Genomic DNA, 17,386 nt, shown 5'->3' on the forward strand with positions numbered 1-17,386 from the left:
CCGGCGGATTCGTGCGTCGAGCAGCATAGCGCCGGGGAATGGACCACGTCCTGGGTTCAAAGCACTATCGAGTGAATGCGGGTTTGGTTGTTCTTCGTCAACATTTCGGTTCGCGCGGCCCGCGAGCTCAGGCCTGCTGTTGCTGTGAGGGAAGCCGGCCTTCCGCCATCCGCTTGAGCAGGTCCTTGCGCAGCCACAGCAGGTACGCCCACACCAGCCCGAAGATCACGCCGATCACGCCCAGCGCGGGCAGCAGGACCCACGTCGCGATCAGCAGCACGTGCAGGGCGACGAGCACCGCGATGGCCCACTTGCGGCCGACGAAGGCGCACAGCGCGATGAAGGCCACGATGAACCCGAACGTCACCCAGCCGACCAGCGAGGTGACGCCGCCGTGCAGTTTCGCGATGACGGGCAGGGCCAGCGCCACGACGATGACCTCGAGGATGAGCGTGCCCGCCATGATGCCGCGGAACGCCTTCATCGGGTCTTTCTTCGGTGCCGGAACAGCAGCGGGTTCGCTCATGCCGGTTCCTTCCCGAACAACGCGCGGGCCTCACCGGCGGTGACGACGGAGCCGGTGACGATGACGCCGCCGCCGGACAGCTCGTCCTCGGTGAGGTGGATGGCCTCGTCGATGGCGTCGACCAGGCGGGGGCGGACCTCGAAGCGGTCCTCGCCGAAGATGCCGACGGCGAGGCCGGCCAGCACGTCCGGGTCCATGGCGCGCGGGGACGAGTTGGTGGTGATCACCAGCTCGGACACGACCGGTTCCAGGGCCGACAGGATGCCCTCGGCGTCCTTGTCGGACATCACGGCGACCACGGCCACCAGCTTGCGGAAGCCGAACTCGGTCTCCAGCGCCTTGGCCAGCGCGGCGGCGCCGTGCGGGTTGTGGGCGGCGTCGACGAAGACGTTCGGGGCGGAGCGGACGCGTTCCAGGCGGCCCGGCGAGATCACCGACGCGAAGCCCTCGCGGATCGCCTCGACGTCGAGCTGCCGGTCGGCGCCGGCGCCGAAGAACGCCTCCACCGCGGCCAGCGCCAGCGCGGCGTTGGCCGCCTGGTGCTCGCCGTGCAGCGGCAGGAAGATGTCCTCGTACACGCCGCCGAGTCCCTGCAGCGTCACGAGCTGGCCGCCGACGGCGACCGAGCGGGAGACGACGCCGAACTCGCTGCCGAAGCGCGCGACCATGGCGTCGACCTCGGCCACGCGTTCCAGGACCACCCGCATCGCCTCCGGCGACTGCTCGCCGACCACGGCCACGGAGCCGGGCTTGATGATCCCGGCCTTCTCCGCGGCGATGTCCTCGACGCGGGTGCCCAGGTACTCGGTGTGGTCGATGGAGATCGGCGTGAGCACGGCGATGCGCGCGTCGGCGATGGAGGTCGCGTCCCACGTGCCGCCCATGCCGACCTCGACGACGGCCACGTCGACCGGGGCGTCGGCGAAGGCGGCGTAGGCCATGCCGGTGAGCACCTCGAACTTGCTCATCCGGATCTCGGACCGCGTGTCGACCATCGCGACGTACGGCTCGATGTCGCGGAAGACCTCGACGTAGCGCTCGGGGCTGATCGGCTGGTTGTCGAGGCTGATCCGCTCCGTGGCCAGCTGCAGGTGCGGGCTGGTGTAGCGGCCGGTGCGCAGGCCGATGCGCGTGAAGAGCGCATCGACCATGCGCGACGTCGACGTCTTGCCGTTCGTGCCGGTGAGCTGCACGACCGGGTAGCTCGTCTGGGGGTCGCCCAGCACGTGCGCCAGCGCCTTGATCCGGTCCAGCGACGGCTCGAGCTTGGTCTCGGGCCAGCGCTGGTTGAGCTCGTTCTCGACGTCGAGGAACTCGTCGAGGCTGGTGTCCATCGGTCTACTTCTCCGGCAGCGCGGCCAGGCGCTCGTTGATGCGGGTGATGTCGGCCTCGGCGGTGGCCTTGCGCTCCTCGATCTTGGCGACGACGTCGGCCGGCGCCTTGGCGAGGAAGCCCGCGTTGCCGAGCTTGCCCGAGGTCTGGGCGAGCTCCTTCTGCGCTGCCGCGAGGTCCTTCTCGAGGCGTTTGCGCTCGGCCACGACGTCGATCGCGCCGGACAGGTCCAGCTCGACCTTCACCGCGCCCTTGGGCAGACCGACCTCCAGCGTGGCGGAGACGGTGAAGTCCTCGCCCGGTTCGGTCAGGCGGGTCATCGACCGCACCGACGGCACCTGGTCGGTCAGGCCGACGCAGCACGCGCCGCGGACCTTGCCCGCGACCTTCTGACCGGGCTTGAGGCCCTGCTCGGAACGGAACCGGCGGATCTCGGTGGCCAGCTTCTTGAGGCCCTCGACCTGCGCCAGCGCGTCGGCGTCGCGCTCGGCACCGGAGGCCTGCGGCCACGCGGCGACGACGAGCGACTCCTCGCCGGTCAGCGTGGTCCACAGCGTCTCGGTGATGAACGGGATCGCCGGGTGCAGCAGGCGCAGCAGGGTGTCGAGGACGTGGCCCAGCACCGACTGCGTGGCCTCGACGCGGCCCTCGGCGATCTGGACCTTCGCGATCTCCAGGTACCAGTCGCAGAACTCGTCCCAGGTGAAGCTGTACAGCGCCTCGCAGGCACGGGAGAACTGGAACGCCTCGAAGTTCGTGTCCACACTGGACACCAGCGCGTCGAGCTCGTCGAGGATCCAGCGGTCGGCCGCCGTCAGCTCGTCGCGGACCGGCAGCGGACGGGCCACCGTCGCACCGTTGGCCAGCGCGAACCTGGTGGCGTTCCACAGCTTCGTGGTGAAGTTGCGCGACCCGGCCGCCCACTCCTCGGCGACGGCCATGTCGGAGCCGGGGTTGGTGCCGCGCAGCAGCGTGAACCGGGTGGCGTCCGCGCCGTAGCGCTCCATCCAGTCCAGCGGGTCGATGCCGTTGCCCTTGGTCTTCGACATCTTCTTGCCGTACTGGTCGCGGATCAGGCCGTGCAGGAAGACGTGGTCGAACGGCTGCACGTCGTCCATCGCGTACAGGCCGAACATCATCATCCGGACGACCCAGAAGAACAGGATGTCGTAGCCGGTCGACAGGACCGAGGTCGGGTAGAACTTCTTGAGGTCCTCGGTGGACTCCGGCCAGCCCAGCGTGGAGAACGGCCACAGGCCGGAGGAGAACCAGGTGTCGAGGACGTCCTCGTCCTGGCGCCAGCCCTCACCGGTGGGCGCCTCGTCGTCCGGGCCGACGCACACGACCTCGCCGTTCGGGCCGTACCAGACCGGGATCCGGTGGCCCCACCACAGCTGCCGCGAGATGCACCAGTCGTGCAGGTTGTCGGTCCAGTCGAAGTACCGCTTGTTCAGCTCGGCCGGGTGGATCTTGGTGCGGCCGTCGCGGACGGCGGCGGACGCCTTGGCCGCGATGCCCTCGACCTTGACCCACCACTGCAGCGACAGGCGCGGCTCGATGACCGTGTCGCACCGCGAGCAGTGCCCGACGGCGTGGACGTACGGCCGCTTCTCCGCGACGATCCGGCCGTCCGCGCGCAACGCGGCGACGATCGCCGGACGCGCCTCGAACCGGTCGAGCCCCTCGAACGGGCCGTGCGCGGTGATGGTGGCGCGGCCGTCCATGATCGTGAGGTTCGGCAGGCCGTGGCGCTGGCCGATCTCGAAGTCGTTCGGGTCGTGCGCGGGCGTGACCTTGACCGCGCCGGTGCCGAACGCCGGGTCGACGTGCGTGTCGGCGACGATCGGGATGCGGCGGCCGGTCAGCGGCAGCTCGACCTCGGTGCCGATGAGGTGCCGGTAGCGCTCGTCGTCCGGGTGGACGGCGACCGCGGTGTCGCCGAGCATCGTCTCGGCGCGCGTGGTCGCGACGACGATCGACGCGTCACCGTCGCCGTAGCGGATCGAGACGAGCTCGCCCTCGTCGTCGCTGTGGTCGACCTCGACGTCCGACAGCGCCGTCTGGCAGCGCGGGCACCAGTTGATGATCCGCTCGGCCTGGTAGATCAGGCCGTCGTCGTACATCTTCTTGAAGATCGTCTGGACGGCGCGCGACAGCCCCTCGTCCATGGTGAAGCGCTCACGCGACCAGTCGATGCCGTCGCCGAGCCGCTTCATCTGGTCGAGGATCTTGCCGCCGTACTCCTGCTTCCACTCCCACACGCGCTCGACGAACTTCTCGCGCCCGAGGTCGTGCCGCGACAGGCCCTGCCCGGCCAGGTCGCGCTCGACGGCGTTCTGCGTGGCGATGCCGGCGTGGTCCATGCCCGGCAGCCACAGCACCTCGTAGCCCTGCATGCGGCGGCGCCTGGACAGCGCGTCCATCACGCTGTGGTTCATGGCGTGACCCATGTGCAGGCTGCCGGTGACGTTCGGCGGGGGCAGCACGATCGTGAACGGCGGCTTGTCGCTCTTGACGTCGGCGGTGAAGTAACCGCGGTCGACCCACCGCTGGTACAGCTCCGCCTCTACCTCCGCCGGAGTCCACGCGGCGGGGAGGTCGGGACGCTGGGTTGCGGTGTCGAGTTCAGTCACAGCTGACAAGTCTACGGAGCCGGGGGTATCGACTTGAAACGAGATACCTGATAACGGCCCGGCGACGATCCGGACCGAGCGGGTGGTACCGCTTCCCCCGGTGCTCGATGATGTGCGCCGATCACCTGGGGGGAACGTGCACAACGACATCGAGGACCATCCCGACCTGAGGGACGAGGCCTGGATCCGCGCCGCGAACAGACGCGCGCGGCAGGAGGTCCGCAGGCAGCGCAGACAGGCCCGCATGCGCAGGCACGGCGGCAAGGTCGTGTCCGCGGTCGCGCTCGTCGTGATCGCCGGCGTGCTGTTCGGCCTGTACCGGGCGGGGCAGTTCGGCGAGCTCTCGCTGCCCGAGCTGCCGGCCGCGCACAAGGCCGTCGACACCGCGCAACCGTTCGCGCGCACTCCCGCCGAGCACTGGGCGGACGGCGACAAGGGCATCGTCGCGCCGGACGACAACCCCGAGTACCTCCCGCTCTACGCGGCCGTGCGCAGGGCGCTCGTCGCGGCGCACCTCGACTCGAAGATGGTGGTCGAGCGCGACCGGGCGGCGTTGTTCGCGATGCTGGCGCCGGAGGTGCGGGAGCACTTCGAGCCGACGACGGACACCGTGCTGTGGACGCGGATCAAGGAGGGCACGAAGCTGCTGCCGGTGCCGGTCAAGGTGGACGGGCGGATGTGGCCCGGCCGTGACGCGGACGGCACGCTCATCGTGCACACCAGCTACCGGTTCGCCTACGCGTTCGACCCCGGCGACCGCGCGGACACGCTGTTCGAGCAGAACGACCTGCTCGCCATGGTCAGGGCCGACGCGGACTTCGCGCTCACCCCGGAGGGGCTCTGGGTCACGAAGGTCGACGGCTACCACTACATGATGGCCTGTCAGGCGTCCAAGGACGGCTACCTGGCGCCGGCCTTCACCGAGAAGCGCCGGCAGGACGAGGAGGGCAGCGAACGCGGGCCGGACGAGTGGTTCGCTTCGAACGCGCCCATCCCGACCACGAGCGGCTGCCACTGATCACTCGTTCAGAGGTGCCGGGCGGCCGTGACGGCGATCACAATTGACCGTCACGGACCGTTCAACCCCTTGGGGCCCGTGATGGCGACGCCGCCGCGTTCTTCGGGGGCGCTGGCGGCGCCGACGTCCATCGGCGAAGAATGCGGGTATGAGCAGCAAGCCCCCGCAGCACGACGTCGACGAGTCCGAGCTCGAAGTCTCCACGCCCAAGACCTGGGCCGCGGGCGTGCCCGGTGTGCTCGTCTCGCTCGACCGCGCGGTCGAGCAGATGGGTGTGACCAGGACCGTCAAGACGTTGCGCCTGCTCAACCAGCGTGAAGGGTTCGACTGTCCCGGTTGCGCGTGGCCGGAGCCGCAGGGCCACCGCAAGATGGCGGAGTTCTGCGAGAACGGCGCGAAGGCCGTGGCCGAGGAGGCCACCAAGCGCCGCATCGGGCCGGAGTTCTTCGCCGAGCACCCCATCTCCAGCCTGCGGACGAAGACCGACTACTGGCTCGGCCAGCAGGGCCGGATCACCGAGCCGATGGTCCTGCGTCCCGGCGCGACCCACTACACGCCGATCGGCTGGGACGCCGCGTTCACGCTCATCGCGCAGGAGCTGACCGCGCTGTCGTCGCCGGACGAGGCGATCTTCTACACCTCCGGCCGCACCAGCAACGAGGCCGCGTTCCTCTACCAGCTGCTGGTCCGCTCGTTCGGCACGAACAACCTGCCGGACTGCTCGAACATGTGCCACGAGTCGTCGGGCTCGGCGCTCAACGAGACCATCGGCATCGGCAAGGGCTCGGTGTCGATCAAGGACTTCGACCTCGCTGACCTGATCGTGGTCATCGGCCAGAACCCCGGCACGAACCACCCGCGCATGCTCAGCGCGCTGGAGGACGCCAAGAAGAACGGCGCGAAGATCATCGCGATCAACCCGCTGCCGGAAGCCGGGCTGATGCGGTTCAAGAACCCGCAGAACGTCGCGGGCGTCGTCGGCCGCGGCACCGCGCTGTGCGACGAGTTCGTGCAGATCAAGGTCGGCGGCGACCAGGCGCTGTTCCAGGCGGTCGGGCACCTGCTGCTGCGGTGGGACAAGCTCGACAGGACCTTCATCGAGGCCAAGACGCACGGGTTCGAGCAGTACGCGGCGAGCGTCCGCGAGCTCGACTGGGACCGCGTGCTCGCCGCGACCGGCCTGACCCGCGAGCAGATCACCCGCGTGGCCGGCATGTTCGTCGACTCGCAGCGCACGATCGCCTGCTGGGCCATGGGCCTGACGCAGCACAAGCACTCCGTGCCGACGATCCGCGAGATCACCAACGTGATGTTCCTGCGTGGCATGATCGGCAAGCCGGGTGCGGGCCTGTGCCCGGTGCGCGGCCACTCGAACGTGCAGGGCGACCGCACGATGGGCATCTACGAGAAGATGCCGGAGAAGTTCCTGCTGGCGCTGGAGAACGAGTTCGGCATCCCGGTGCCGCGCAAGCACGGTTTCGACACCGTCGACGCGATCAACGCCATGCGCCAGGGCCGCGGCAAGGTGTTCATCGCGATGGGCGGCAACTTCGTCAGCGCCACCCCGGACACCCCGGTGACCGAGAAGGCGCTGGAGCAGTGCTCGTTGACCGTGCACGTCTCCACGAAGCTCAACCGCTCGCACGTCGTGCACGGCCGCACGGCGCTGATCCTGCCCGCGCTGGGCCGCACCGAAAGCGACGTGCAGCACTCCGGCGAGCAGTTCGTGACGGTCGAGGACTCGATGTCGGTCGTGCACCGCTCACGGGGCCGCCTCAAGCCCGCCTCCGACCAGCTGCTGTCCGAGGTGTCGATCATCTGCCGGCTGGCGCGCGAGGTGCTCGGCCCCGCGCACCCCGTGGCGTGGGAGGACTTCGAGAAGGACTACGACGTCATCCGCGAGCACATCGCCCGCGTCGTGCCGGGGTGCACCGACTACAACACGCGCGTGCGCCAGCCCGACGGTTTCGTGCTGCCGCACCCGCCGCGCGACTCGCAGGAGTTCGCGACGGCGACCGGCAAGGCCAACTTCACGGCGAACGAGCTGACCGTGATCGAGGTGCCGGAGGGCCGGCTGCTGATGCAGACCCTGCGCAGCCACGACCAGTACAACACCACGATCTACGGCTTGGACGACCGCTACCGGGGCGTGAAGGACGGCCGGCGCGTGGTGTTCGTGAACCCGGACGACCTCAAGGCGCTCGGGCTCTCCGACGGGCAGCTGGTCGACATCGTGTCGGAGTGGAAGGACGACCCGACGGGCGTGGTCGAGCGCCGCGCCGAGTCGTTCCGGATCGTCTCGTACTCGACCGCGCGCGGGTGCGTGGCCACGTACTTCCCCGAGGCGAACCCGTTGGTGCCGCTGGACTCCAAGGCCGACATCTCCGGAACGCCGACCTCGAAGTCGGTGATCGTGCGCCTGGAGCCCGCTGCCTGATCAGGCGTGCCGGACCCGGACGGACGGCCGTAACCGGCGCCGTTCGGGTTCGGCCGCGACCTCGTCCTCGTTCTTCTTGACGAGCCGGCGCGCGGCGGCGTCGGCCTCGAACTCCTGCTGACGGAACTTCGCGAAAGCAAACGCGTGGTCGTGCGGGATCATGCGGGTTCTCCTTCGAGTCGGTTCGTTACTCGGGTGCGATCGTGTGGCTGAGGAAGAGCCGGAACGCGCGGGCGCCCTCGGGACGCAGCTCGGGGTTCAGCTTGCGCTCGCCGTACTTCTCGAAGACGGCCCGCAGCTCCTCGACGAGAGCGACGGCCTCTTCGGCGGTGACGAACTTGACAGTGCCCTCGGTGCCGATCGCCGGGCGCCAGTCCGCGGGCATCCGGTCGAACTGCCGCAGGCCCGACCGGATGCGGTCGAACTCCTGATCCAGGTAGGCCATCGACGCCGCCTCGGCCGCGAGCGCCGCCTCACCCTCCAGCCCCTCGGTCGAGATGGACTGGCGCTTCGAGATGATCTTCCAGGGCTTCTGCCTGCCCGGCCCCTCGACCTCCTCGACGAAGCCGTACTTGGCCAGCATGTTCAGGTGGTACGAGCAGCTCGCGACGCTCTCGCCGAGCGCCGCGGAGCACTGGGTCGCGGTCTGCGGCCCCTGCTCGGTGAGCAGTTGCAGCACCTTCCAGCGGAACGGGTGCGAGAGCGCCCGCAGCGCTTTGGGGTCGGTGAGAGCTCCGTCGGTCATGACCCGACGGTACGCGTATCAAGGACCCTTTAGCAACGTTCCTTGATATAGAAGTCTTGAGATAGGTCGGCTACCAGTCGGGCGAGTTCCGTGCCACGGCCGTGACCAGCGGCAACGACTCGATGACCGGCACCCGCAGCAGCTCGGCGGGTGCGTCGGGGTCGCGCACCGGCTCCACCAGCTCGCGCAGCAACGCGCCCACGACGTCGTCCGCCGTCGAGTCGATCTCCGGGGCCAGGTCCCGCAGCTGGGCGGCGGCCTCGTTCAGCACGCGCGGGCGCAGGGGTTCTTCGAGCATCAGCGCCGCCAGCCGCAGCACCCGCCGGCACGTGCGCAACCGCAGGCTGCGCGACGCCGACTCCGGGCCACCGGCCAGGCCGAGCCGGCCGCGGGTGCGGTCGATCCACGGCTCGATCGTCTCCCGGCGCCAGATCGGGCCGGACGCGAGCTCGGCGTCCGGCTCGGGGATGCCGTGCGAACGACGCTTGCGCCACACCGTGACGAGCTGCCGGCTCAGTCCCATGGTGTCGGCGATCTCCGCGATCCCGTAGAAGTCCCCCACGACACCAGTGTAACCAGAGATGACGCCTCACGTCATCGAAAATGTCTCACAGGCGTTCCAGCACGGCCCGCGCCGCGTTGTGGCCGCCGATCCCGCTGACCCCGCCGCCACGCCGGGAGCCCGCGCCGCACACGAAGACGTTGCCGACGTCGGTCTCCACGCCCCAGCGGCCGACCTCGTCGTCGTTCTCGGCGAACGGCCAGTCGAGCTCGCCGTGGAAGATGTTGCCACCCGGCAGTCCGAGCTCCTCCTCCAGGTCCAGCGGCGTGCGGGCCTCGATGCACGGCTTGCCGTCGGCGTCGACGGCCAGGCAGTCCTGGACCGGCTCGACCAGGTGGGCGTTGAGCTGGTCGAGGTACCGCGCGACGAGCCGGTCGCGCAGCTCGTCGTTGCGCCCCTCGAACAACGACGCCGGCAGGTGCAGGCCGAACAGCGTCAGCGTCTCGTGCCCGGCCAGCGACGGGCCGAGGATCGACGGGTCGGTCAGCGAGTGGCAGTACATCTCGCCGGGCAGCACCGACGGCACCTCGCCCGCTGCGCTCTCCAGGTACGCGGTCTCCAGCTGGTCGTAGGACTCGTCGAGGTGGAACGTGCCGGCGAACGCGAGCCGTGCGTCCACACCGGACCTCAGCTCCGGCAGCCGCCGCAGCAACATGTTGATCTTCAGCTGGCAGCCGGGTTCGTCGTGGACCTCCTTGCCCTGCAACCGTCCCAGCACCGACGGGGCCACGTTGGACAGCACGAACCGGGCGTCGACCGCGCCGTCGCTGTGCTCGACGCGGGCCGTCGTGCCGTCCGACTCGACGGACGTGACCTCGACGCCGGTGAGGATCTTCGCCCCGGCCTCGCGCGCGGCCCGTTCGAGCTCGGCGGTGACCGCTCCCATGCCCCCGACCGGCACCTTCCACTCCCCCGTGCCGTTGCCGACCACGTGGTAGAGGAAGCACTTGTTGGCACGCAACGAGTGCAGCGACGAGTGCGTGCCGATCAACGCGTCGGTCGCGACGACACCGCGCACCAGGTTGTTGCCGAACAGCTCCTGCAACGTCGCGCCGATCGGCCGTTCGAAGACCTGCTCCCACACCCGGCCGCGCGCCACCGCGTCGACGTGCACGCGCAGGTGCTCACGGGAGACCAGCGGCTCCAGCAACGTCGGCGCGAGCGCGCGGGCCATGAGCTCGAGGTCGGCGTACCAGCGCTGCCAGCGCTCCCAGTCGTCGAGGTCACCGCACACGGCGCGGAACGACTGGACCGTCGCCTCCCCCGGCGAGCGTTCGACCAGCAGCCCGGTCCCGCCGTCGGGCGTGTAGGAGGACGCGGCCCGCGACTTCAGCGCCAGGTTCAGCCCGAGGTCCTTCACGATCCGGTCGGGCAGCAGGCTGACCAGGTAGGAGAACCGCGACAGCCGGGCGTCGACACCGGCCCACGGTGACGCGCTCACCGCCGCGCCGCCGACGTGCGGGAGCTTCTCCAGCATCGTCACCGACCGGCCGGCCCCCGCCAGGTATGCGGCGGCGACCAGCCCGTTGTGGCCGCCTCCCACGATCACGACGTCGTCCATGCCCCGAGTTCCCTCCCACGTAGCCTGGTCGTGGGGAACTTAGCGGTCCGAAGGAGATGTGCACATGGGCCGAGTGACGGTGCGCCGGGCGGTCGAGCGGGTGTCGCCGGACGGGCGGCGGCGACGGGTCGACGCGCTGGCCGCCGAGGAGCCGCTGGAGCTGCGCGTCAACGGGCGGGCGCTGGCCGTCACGATGCGCACGCCCGGCCAGGACGTCGAGCTCGCGCACGGCTTCCTGCTCAGCGAGGGCGTGATCGGGTCGGCGCGGGACGTGTCGGTGGCGCGGTTCTGCGAGGGCACCGGGCCGGACGGCATGAACACCTACAACGTGCTCGACGTCGCGCTGGCCGACGGTGTGCCCGAGCCGGACACCGGCGTGGAGCGCAACTTCTACACCACGTCGTCGTGCGGGGTGTGCGGGAAGGCCGCGCTGGACGCGGTGAAGCTCAAGACGCGCTTCTCCCCCGCCGCCGACCCGGTGCGGGTCACCCCGGAGGCGCTGACGGCGTTCCCGGACGCGTTGCGGACCCGCCAGAAGGTCTTCTCCGCCACCGGCGGGCTGCACGCGGCCGGACTCTTCCGCGACGGCGAGCTGCTGGTCGTGCGCGAGGACGTGGGCCGGCACAACGCCGTGGACAAGGTGCTGGGCTGGGCGGTGCTCCAAGACCTGGTGCCGTTGACCGGGTCGGTGCTGATGGTGTCCGGGCGGGCGTCGTTCGAGCTGGTGCAGAAGGCCGCGATGGCCGGGATCGCGGTGCTCGCCGCGGTGTCGGCGCCGTCGTCGCTCGCGGTGGAGCTGGCGCAGGAGCAGGGCATGACGCTCGTCGGGTTCCTGCGCGGCGACTCGATGAACGTCTACACCGGCGGGGAGCGGGTCGTTGAGGCCGCTTGACGGTGTCGTCGTGGTGAGCCTGGAGCAGGCCGTCGCCGTGCCGTACGCCACCCGGCTGCTGGCCGACCTGGGCGCCAGGGTGATCAAGATCGAGCGGCCGGGCAGCGGTGACTTCGCGCGGCACTACGACTCGTCGTGCGGGGAGGTGTCGTCGTACTTCGCGTGGACGAACGCCGGCAAGGAGTCGGTGTCGCTCGACGTCTTCCACCCGGCCGGCCGCGAGGTGCTGACCAGGCTCGTGGACCGCGCGGACGTGGTGCTGTGCAACCTGTCGCCGCGGGTGTGGCAGCGGCTGGCGCTGGAGCTGCCGGAGTCGCTGGTCGTGGCCGAGCTGTCCGGCTACGGCTGGGACGGCCCGTACGCCGGCCGCAAGGCGTTCGACGCGCTGGTGCAGTCCGAGGCGGGCCTGGTCTCGCTGACCGGTGAGGGTGACGTGATGGCCCGCGCCGGGATCTCCGTGGCGGACATCGCCGCCGGGGTGCAGCTGCACGCGGCGGTGCTGGCGGCGTTGCTGCGCAAGGCGCGGACCGGCGAGGGCGCACGGCTGCGGCTGTCGTTGTTCGACGCGCTCGCCGAGTGGATGCACCAGCCGATGCTCTACGCCGTCGGCACTGGTGCGGCCGCCCCGCGTTCGGGCGCGCACCACCCGAGCATCGCGCCGTACGGCCCGGTGGCGTGCGCGGACGGCGCGGTGCACCTGGCCGTGCAGAACGACGGCCAGTGGCAGCGGCTGTGCGCACTGGCCGGGCTCGCGCCCGAGGAGAGGTTCGCCACAGTCAGCTCCCGCGTGCAGCACCGCGACGAGCTCCACGCACTGCTCGAACGGGCGTTCTCGGGCCTGACCACCACCGCGCTGCTGACCGCCCTGGACGAGGCCGACGTACCGGCCGCGCTGACCCGCTCGATCACCGAGCTGCCCGCTCATCCGCAGCTCAGCGGGTGGGTGGACGTGCCGGTGCCCGGTGGGTCGGTGCGCATGCTGCCGCCGCCGGTGCACGGCTGGGAGTGGTCACCGGGTGCGGTACCGGCCCTCGGCGAGCACAATGATCATGTGTTGCGCTGGCTGGGTTTTTCCGACGCGGAACTGACCTCGTTACGCGCACGTTCCGTGTTCTAGGAAACGAGGACCGGGACCCGCGCGATGAGGTGGGCATGGGGGAACCGAGGTACAGGAGCCGCGCACTGCTCGCGGCCGTCGGCGTGGTCGTCGCGACCGCGGCCGGCACCGCCGTGTACACCTCGGCCCACCGCACCACCGAGCACCAGATCGCCACCGCCGACCGCGTGGCCGCCACGTCCGGCGCCAAGCCGACCGTCCGCTTCGAACGCGTCTACTCGGCCGCCCGCCACCGCGAGGTCACGCTGGCGTTCTTCACCCCGACCGGCGCCGCCCCGCGCGGGCTGCCCATGTCGATCCTGCTGCACGGCCTGCACGGCAGCGCCCGTGACGCCGCGGTCGGCGACATCGCCGGCGTGCTGGCCAACGCCGTGGCCAGGGGCTCGGTGCCCGCGTTCGGCTTCGTCGCGGTCGACGGCGGCGACAACTACTGGCACGAGAACGTCCCCGGCGACGACCCGATGAAGATGCTGCTCGACGAGGTCCCCGGCTGGCTGCGCGACCGCGGCTACGGCGACCCGTTCGCGGTCACCGGCGTCTCGATGGGCGGCTTCGGCGCGCTCGTGTACGCCCGCCGCAGGGCCGAGCGCGGCGACCCGGTCAGCGCGACCGCCGCGATCTCCCCCGGCCTGATCACGTCGTGGCCGGAGATGGCCAAGCGCAAGGCGTTCAAGAACGAGCCCGAGTGGGCCGCGCTGGACCCGTTGCGGCACCCGCGCGCGACCGGTCCGACCGCGCTGGGCGTGTGGGTCGGCGACCGCGACCGGTTCGTGGTGGGCACGCGGCAGTTCATCCGCGACGAGCGGCCCGAGGTGGGCGTGGTGAAGCCCGGCGGGCACGACGACAGCTTCTACCGCAAGATCACGCCGGACGTGATCCGGTTCCTGGCCAAGTACGCCAAGAAGGCCGTCTAGCGGCTCTACAGGGCGTCTGCACGCCCGCGAGCGGTCTCAGGTGGCCGGGTGCTAGCGCGGTGAGAGCGGGACCGTCTTCGAGCGGACCCACTTGAGGGCAGCGGGCCATTCGCCATAGCCGGAGTCGACGTTGAGGTGACCGGCGCCCGGCACGACGTCGACCTCGATGCGCAGCGACTCGGCGAGCTGCCTGCCGACCTCGATCGGCAGGTACGGGTCGCCCTCGCCCAGCACCAGGCGCGTGTCGGTGGCCGCACGCCGCAGGCCCGCCGGGTCGAGCGGGGCCGGGAAGAACGTCTTGATGGCCGGCTCCGGGTAGTCCGGTGCGGGCGGCGCGACCAGCAGCACGCGGTCGACGTGCCGGATGCCTTCGCGTGCGGCGTGGTGCAGCCACAGGTAGCAGCCGAGCGAGTGGGCGAGCACGACCCGTTCGCGGTCGGCCGGTGCGGCTTCGAGGTGGGTGTCGAGCTCGCGCAGCCACGTGGTCAGGTCGGGCTGGTCCGGGTCGCTGAAGTGCGGCATGTCGACCATGCCGCCGTGCTCGGCGACCGTGCGGGCGAGCCGGCTCTGCCAGTGGTCGGGGCCCGAGCCGGTCCAGCCGTGGATCAGGAGCACGTGAGGCAGCGACATGGCACCACCCTAGTGGTCCCGTGTCCTGCCGCCGGAACGACGAAGGGCGCCTGGGGTGACCCAGACGCCCTTCGCGAAATACAAGCCCCTACGCCGACTTCTCACGCCTTTCCCGGCGCGAGGGCTGCCGGGCCACGATGGTCGGGTTCACGTTCTCCTTCACCGTCTGCTCGGTGATGACGACCTTGGCGACGTCCGTGCGGCTCGGGATGTCGTACATCACCGGGAGCAGGACCTCTTCCATGATCGCGCGCAGACCACGAGCACCGGTACCGCGCAGGATGGCCTGGTCGGCCACCGCCTCCAGCGCGGTCTTGGTGAACTCGAGCTCGACGCCGTCCATCTCGAAGAGCTTCTGGTACTGCTTCACCAGAGCGTTCTTCGGCTCGGTGAGGATCATCACCAGCGACGGCTTGTCGAGGTTCGTGACGGAGGCGACCATCGGCAGACGCCCGATGAACTCGGGGATCAGACCGAACTTGATCAGGTCCTCCGGCATGGAGTCGGCGAAGTAGTCCGCCGCGTCCACCTCGGCCTTGGACCGGACCTCGGCACCGAAGCCCAGGCCGCGCTTGCCGACCCGGTCCTGGATGATCTTCTCCAGGCCCGCGAAGGCACCGGCCACGATGAACAGCACGTTCGTCGTGTCGATCTGGATGAACTCCTGGTGCGGGTGCTTGCGGCCGCCCTGCGGTGGCACCGATGCGGTGGTGCCTTCCAGGATCTTCAGCAGCGCCTGCTGCACACCCTCGCCGGAGACGTCGCGCGTGATCGACGGGTTTTCACTCTTTCGAGCGATCTTGTCGACCTCGTCGATGTAGATGATGCCCGTTTCGGCCCGCTTGACGTCGTAGTCGGCGGCCTGGATGAGCTTCAACAGGATGTTCTCGACGTCCTCACCGACGTACCCGGCCTCCGTCAGCGCGGTCGCGTCGGCGATGGCGAACGGCACGTTCAGCATCTTCGCGAGCGTCTGCGCGAGGTAGGTCTTGCCGCAGCCCGTCGGGCCGAGCATCAGGATGTTCGACTTGGCCAGCTCGACGCCGTCGTCACGACCCTCGCGCCCGCGGTCGCCCGCCTGGATGCGCTTGTAGTGGTTGTAGACAGCGACCGAGAGGGTGCGCTTCGCGTCGGACTGGCCGATGACGTACTGGTCGAGGAACTCGTGGATCTCGGCGGGCTTCGGCAGCTCGTCGAGCTTCACGTCGCCGGCTTCGGCCAGCTCCTCCTCGATGATCTCGTTGCAGAGATCGATGCACTCATCGCAGATGTAGACGCCGGGGCCGGCGATGAGTTTCTTCACCTGCTTTTGGCTCTTTCCGCAGAAAGAGCACTTCAGCAAGTCGCCGCCGTCACCGATACGCGCCATGACCGCTGACCTATGTCCCCTCCGGCGCACACCTGCTGTAGTGCGCCTGCTGACTTGCTGTGGCAGTCCCACTGGCTGTGGGTGCTTCGCCCGTTCTCCTGACGGTACCTGGCCTACCCCGTTTCAGGGGAGGACCAGCGTCCCCCCGACGCCCCGATCAGGCCAGTTAACCGGTCACATCGGCGTGTCGGGCAGGCGGCGGCCCCGAGGACTGGGTTCCCAGTCCTCGGGACACCGACGCCTCTAGGACTTCGCGGAGAGCTTGCGGTAGGGCAGCACGGAGTCGACGATGCCGTACTCCTTGGCCTCGTCGGCCGTGAGGATGCGGTCGCGCTCGATGCTCTCGCGAACCTCCTCCGCCGTCCGGTTCGTGTGCCGCGCGAGGGTGGACTCCATCAGGCGGCGCACGCGCTGGATCTCGTTCGACTGGATCTCCAGGTCGGAAACCTGACCGTACGCGCCCTCCATCGAAGGCTGGTGGATCAGGATTCGCGCGTTCGGCAGCGCGTGGCGCTTGCCGGGCGTGCCGGCGGCCAGCAGCACCGCAGCGGCCGAGGCGGCCTGGCCGAGGCAGTACGTCTGGATGTCCGGGCGGACGAACTGCATGGTGTCGTAGATGGCCATCAGCGAGGTGAACGAGCCACCCGGCGAGTTGATGTACATCAGGATGTCGCGGTCCGGGTCCTCGGACTCGAGCACCAGCAGTTGCGCCATCACGTCGTTGGCCGAGGCGTCGTCAACCTGCACGCCGAGGAAGATGATGCGCTCCTCGAACAGCTTGTTGTACGGGTTCGACTCCTTCATGCCGTAGCTGGTGCGCTCGACGAACGACGGCAGCACGTACCGCGACTGAGGCATGTGGAACTGGCTCACTTGGGTCTCCTACTGACGTCAGTTGTTCGAGTCGCCGACGGGCTGCGACCGGGTGACGACCTTGTCGACGAAGCCGTACTCCAGCGCTTCCTGCGCGGTGAACCAGCGGTCGCGGTCGGAGTCGGCGATGATCCGCTCGACCGGCTGGCCGGTGTGCTCGGCGATCAGCTCGGCCATCTCGCGCTTGGTGCGCGTCAGCATGTCCGCCTGGATCGCGATGTCCGCGGCCGTACCGCCGACACCCGCCGACGGCTGGTGCATCAGGATCCGCGCGTGCGGGAGCGCCTGACGCTTGCCGCGAGCGCCCGCGGAGAGCAGGAACTGCCCCATCGAGGCAGCGAGACCCATGGCGACCGTGGCCACGTCCGGCTCGATGAGCTGCATCGTGTCGTAGATGGCCATGCCCGCCGTGACGGAGCCACCCGGCGAGTTGATGTAGAGGGTGATGTCCTTCTCGGGGTCCTCAGCGGCGAGGAGCAGCAGCTGAGCGGTGATCTGGTTGGCGATGCCCTCTTCGACCTGCGATCCCAGGACGATGATCCGCTCGCGGAGCAGCCGCTCGTACACCGAGTCGTTCAGGTTCATCCCGGCGGTGGCCGACCGCATCTCGGGGGTCGGGAAGGAGTGCTGCGTCACGTCTGCCTGCCTAACTCCAGGTGGAACGAAATCTGGATGCCAAAACTCTCTGCGATCGACCTTAACGAAGGCGGGCGGCGTCAGATGCCCGACACCGCCCGCGTTCGCTATCAGCTGTATTTCCGGCGCTCGCCCGCTCG

General features: G+C 69.7%; 16 protein-coding genes. 5 read left to right on the top strand and 11 right to left on the bottom strand.

What is annotated here, in order from left to right; all coding sequences use genetic code 11:
- Positions 1–127 precede the first annotated feature (127 nt).
- The 3 genes from ADL03_RS23130 to ADL03_RS23140 are packed head-to-tail and all read right to left on the bottom strand — an operon-like array spanning position 128 to position 4,492.
- On the bottom strand, positions 128–526 hold the full coding sequence (locus ADL03_RS23130; RefSeq protein ID WP_053735626.1) for a DUF4233 domain-containing protein: 399 nt from the start codon (positions 524–526) through the stop codon (positions 128–130).
- Positions 523–1,860, bottom strand: a complete 1,338-nt coding sequence (locus ADL03_RS23135; protein WP_053735627.1) for a folylpolyglutamate synthase/dihydrofolate synthase family protein — start codon at positions 1,858–1,860, stop codon at positions 523–525. Before ADL03_RS23135 ends, ADL03_RS23130 begins: the two co-directional genes overlap by 4 nt.
- 4 nt (positions 1,861–1,864) lie before the next feature.
- Positions 1,865–4,492, bottom strand: coding sequence for a valine--tRNA ligase (locus ADL03_RS23140; protein ID WP_053735628.1), 2,628 nt, complete (start codon positions 4,490–4,492; stop codon positions 1,865–1,867).
- 136 nt (positions 4,493–4,628) lie between these two features.
- On the opposite strand from ADL03_RS23140, the gene ADL03_RS23145 reads away from it, so the two are divergent.
- Entirely contained in the window at positions 4,629–5,510 is an 882-nt protein-coding gene (locus ADL03_RS23145) for a hypothetical protein (RefSeq protein ID WP_053735629.1), read from the top strand.
- 148 nt (positions 5,511–5,658) lie between these two features.
- Entirely contained in the window at positions 5,659–7,947 is a 2,289-nt protein-coding gene (locus ADL03_RS23150) for an FdhF/YdeP family oxidoreductase (RefSeq protein ID WP_053735630.1), read from the top strand.
- On the opposite strand, the gene ADL03_RS47315 is transcribed toward ADL03_RS23150, so the two are convergent.
- From ADL03_RS47315 to ADL03_RS23165, 4 genes are all read right to left on the bottom strand, one after another.
- Positions 7,948–8,109 (bottom strand): hypothetical protein, encoded by a 162-nt coding sequence (locus ADL03_RS47315; RefSeq protein WP_157529114.1) that lies wholly within the window; start codon positions 8,107–8,109, stop codon positions 7,948–7,950. It abuts the gene before it with no gap.
- A 25-nt stretch (positions 8,110–8,134) separates the two neighbouring features.
- Complete coding sequence (locus tag ADL03_RS23155; RefSeq protein ID WP_053735631.1) at positions 8,135–8,692, bottom strand: helix-turn-helix domain-containing protein; 558 nt, start codon at positions 8,690–8,692, stop codon at positions 8,135–8,137.
- Between the two features lie 70 nt (positions 8,693–8,762).
- On the bottom strand, positions 8,763–9,254 hold the full coding sequence (locus tag ADL03_RS23160; RefSeq protein ID WP_053735632.1) for a hypothetical protein: 492 nt from the start codon (positions 9,252–9,254) through the stop codon (positions 8,763–8,765).
- A 46-nt stretch (positions 9,255–9,300) separates the two neighbouring features.
- Positions 9,301–10,815 carry an NAD(P)/FAD-dependent oxidoreductase gene (locus ADL03_RS23165; protein ID WP_053735633.1) on the bottom strand — a complete coding sequence of 505 codons (1,515 nt, stop codon included), beginning with the start codon at positions 10,813–10,815 and terminating at the stop codon, positions 9,301–9,303.
- A gap of 64 nt (positions 10,816–10,879) precedes the next feature.
- Here ADL03_RS23165 and fdhD point away from each other — a divergent pair, with 64 nt between their 5' ends.
- Genes fdhD through ADL03_RS23180 form a run of 3 tightly spaced genes read left to right on the top strand, consistent with a single transcriptional unit; the run spans position 10,880 to position 13,738 of the window.
- Complete coding sequence (fdhD, locus tag ADL03_RS23170) at positions 10,880–11,707, top strand: formate dehydrogenase accessory sulfurtransferase FdhD (protein ID WP_053735634.1); 828 nt, start codon at positions 10,880–10,882, stop codon at positions 11,705–11,707.
- Positions 11,694–12,824 (top strand): CaiB/BaiF CoA-transferase family protein, encoded by a 1,131-nt coding sequence (locus ADL03_RS23175; protein WP_053735635.1) that lies wholly within the window; start codon positions 11,694–11,696, stop codon positions 12,822–12,824. The genes fdhD and ADL03_RS23175 overlap by 14 nt, the downstream gene beginning before the upstream one ends.
- A gap of 35 nt (positions 12,825–12,859) precedes the next feature.
- Positions 12,860–13,738 carry an alpha/beta hydrolase family protein gene (locus ADL03_RS23180; RefSeq protein WP_053735636.1) on the top strand — a complete coding sequence of 293 codons (879 nt, stop codon included), beginning with the start codon at positions 12,860–12,862 and terminating at the stop codon, positions 13,736–13,738.
- Positions 13,739–13,789: 51 nt separating this feature from the next.
- On the opposite strand, the gene ADL03_RS23185 is transcribed toward ADL03_RS23180, so the two are convergent.
- From ADL03_RS23185 to ADL03_RS23200, 4 genes are all read right to left on the bottom strand, one after another.
- On the bottom strand, positions 13,790–14,368 hold the full coding sequence (locus ADL03_RS23185) for an alpha/beta hydrolase (protein WP_053735637.1): 579 nt from the start codon (positions 14,366–14,368) through the stop codon (positions 13,790–13,792).
- Between the two features lie 88 nt (positions 14,369–14,456).
- A complete protein-coding gene (gene clpX, locus ADL03_RS23190; RefSeq protein WP_030468156.1) occupies positions 14,457–15,737 on the bottom strand; it encodes an ATP-dependent Clp protease ATP-binding subunit ClpX in 1,281 nt (426 codons plus the stop codon).
- 243 nt (positions 15,738–15,980) lie between these two features.
- On the bottom strand, positions 15,981–16,595 hold the full coding sequence (locus tag ADL03_RS23195; protein WP_154697940.1) for an ATP-dependent Clp protease proteolytic subunit: 615 nt from the start codon (positions 16,593–16,595) through the stop codon (positions 15,981–15,983).
- 33 nt (positions 16,596–16,628) lie between these two features.
- Positions 16,629–17,216 (bottom strand): ATP-dependent Clp protease proteolytic subunit, encoded by a 588-nt coding sequence (locus tag ADL03_RS23200; protein ID WP_053735683.1) that lies wholly within the window; start codon positions 17,214–17,216, stop codon positions 16,629–16,631.
- Positions 17,217–17,386 lie beyond the last annotated feature (170 nt).

The organism is Nocardia sp. NRRL S-836 (assembly GCF_001279525.1).
In the GTDB taxonomy this organism is placed as follows: Bacteria; Actinomycetota; Actinomycetes; order Mycobacteriales; family Pseudonocardiaceae; genus Lentzea.

What these genes read in the sequence shown, in the direction of transcription:
- ADL03_RS23150 (WP_053735630.1), top strand. Translation starts at nt 5,659, where the DNA reads ATGAGCAGCAAGCCCCCGCAGCACGACGTCGACGAGTCCGAGCTCGAA.
- ADL03_RS23195 (WP_154697940.1), bottom strand. Translation starts at nt 16,595, where the DNA reads ATGCCTCAGTCGCGGTACGTGCTGCCGTCGTTCGTCGAGCGCACCAGC.
- ADL03_RS23135 (WP_053735627.1), bottom strand. Translation starts at nt 1,860, where the DNA reads ATGGACACCAGCCTCGACGAGTTCCTCGACGTCGAGAACGAGCTCAAC.
- ADL03_RS23185 (WP_053735637.1), bottom strand. Translation starts at nt 14,368, where the DNA reads ATGTCGCTGCCTCACGTGCTCCTGATCCACGGCTGGACCGGCTCGGGC.
- ADL03_RS23200 (WP_053735683.1), bottom strand. Translation starts at nt 17,216, where the DNA reads ATGCGGTCGGCCACCGCCGGGATGAACCTGAACGACTCGGTGTACGAG.
- clpX (WP_030468156.1), bottom strand. Translation starts at nt 15,737, where the DNA reads ATGGCGCGTATCGGTGACGGCGGCGACTTGCTGAAGTGCTCTTTCTGC.
- ADL03_RS23180 (WP_053735636.1), top strand. Translation starts at nt 12,860, where the DNA reads ATGGGGGAACCGAGGTACAGGAGCCGCGCACTGCTCGCGGCCGTCGGC.
- fdhD (WP_053735634.1), top strand. Translation starts at nt 10,880, where the DNA reads ATGGGCCGAGTGACGGTGCGCCGGGCGGTCGAGCGGGTGTCGCCGGAC.
- ADL03_RS47315 (WP_157529114.1), bottom strand. Translation starts at nt 8,109, where the DNA reads ATGATCCCGCACGACCACGCGTTTGCTTTCGCGAAGTTCCGTCAGCAG.
- ADL03_RS23165 (WP_053735633.1), bottom strand. Translation starts at nt 10,815, where the DNA reads ATGGACGACGTCGTGATCGTGGGAGGCGGCCACAACGGGCTGGTCGCC.
- ADL03_RS23130 (WP_053735626.1), bottom strand. Translation starts at nt 526, where the DNA reads ATGAGCGAACCCGCTGCTGTTCCGGCACCGAAGAAAGACCCGATGAAG.
- ADL03_RS23155 (WP_053735631.1), bottom strand. Translation starts at nt 8,692, where the DNA reads ATGACCGACGGAGCTCTCACCGACCCCAAAGCGCTGCGGGCGCTCTCG.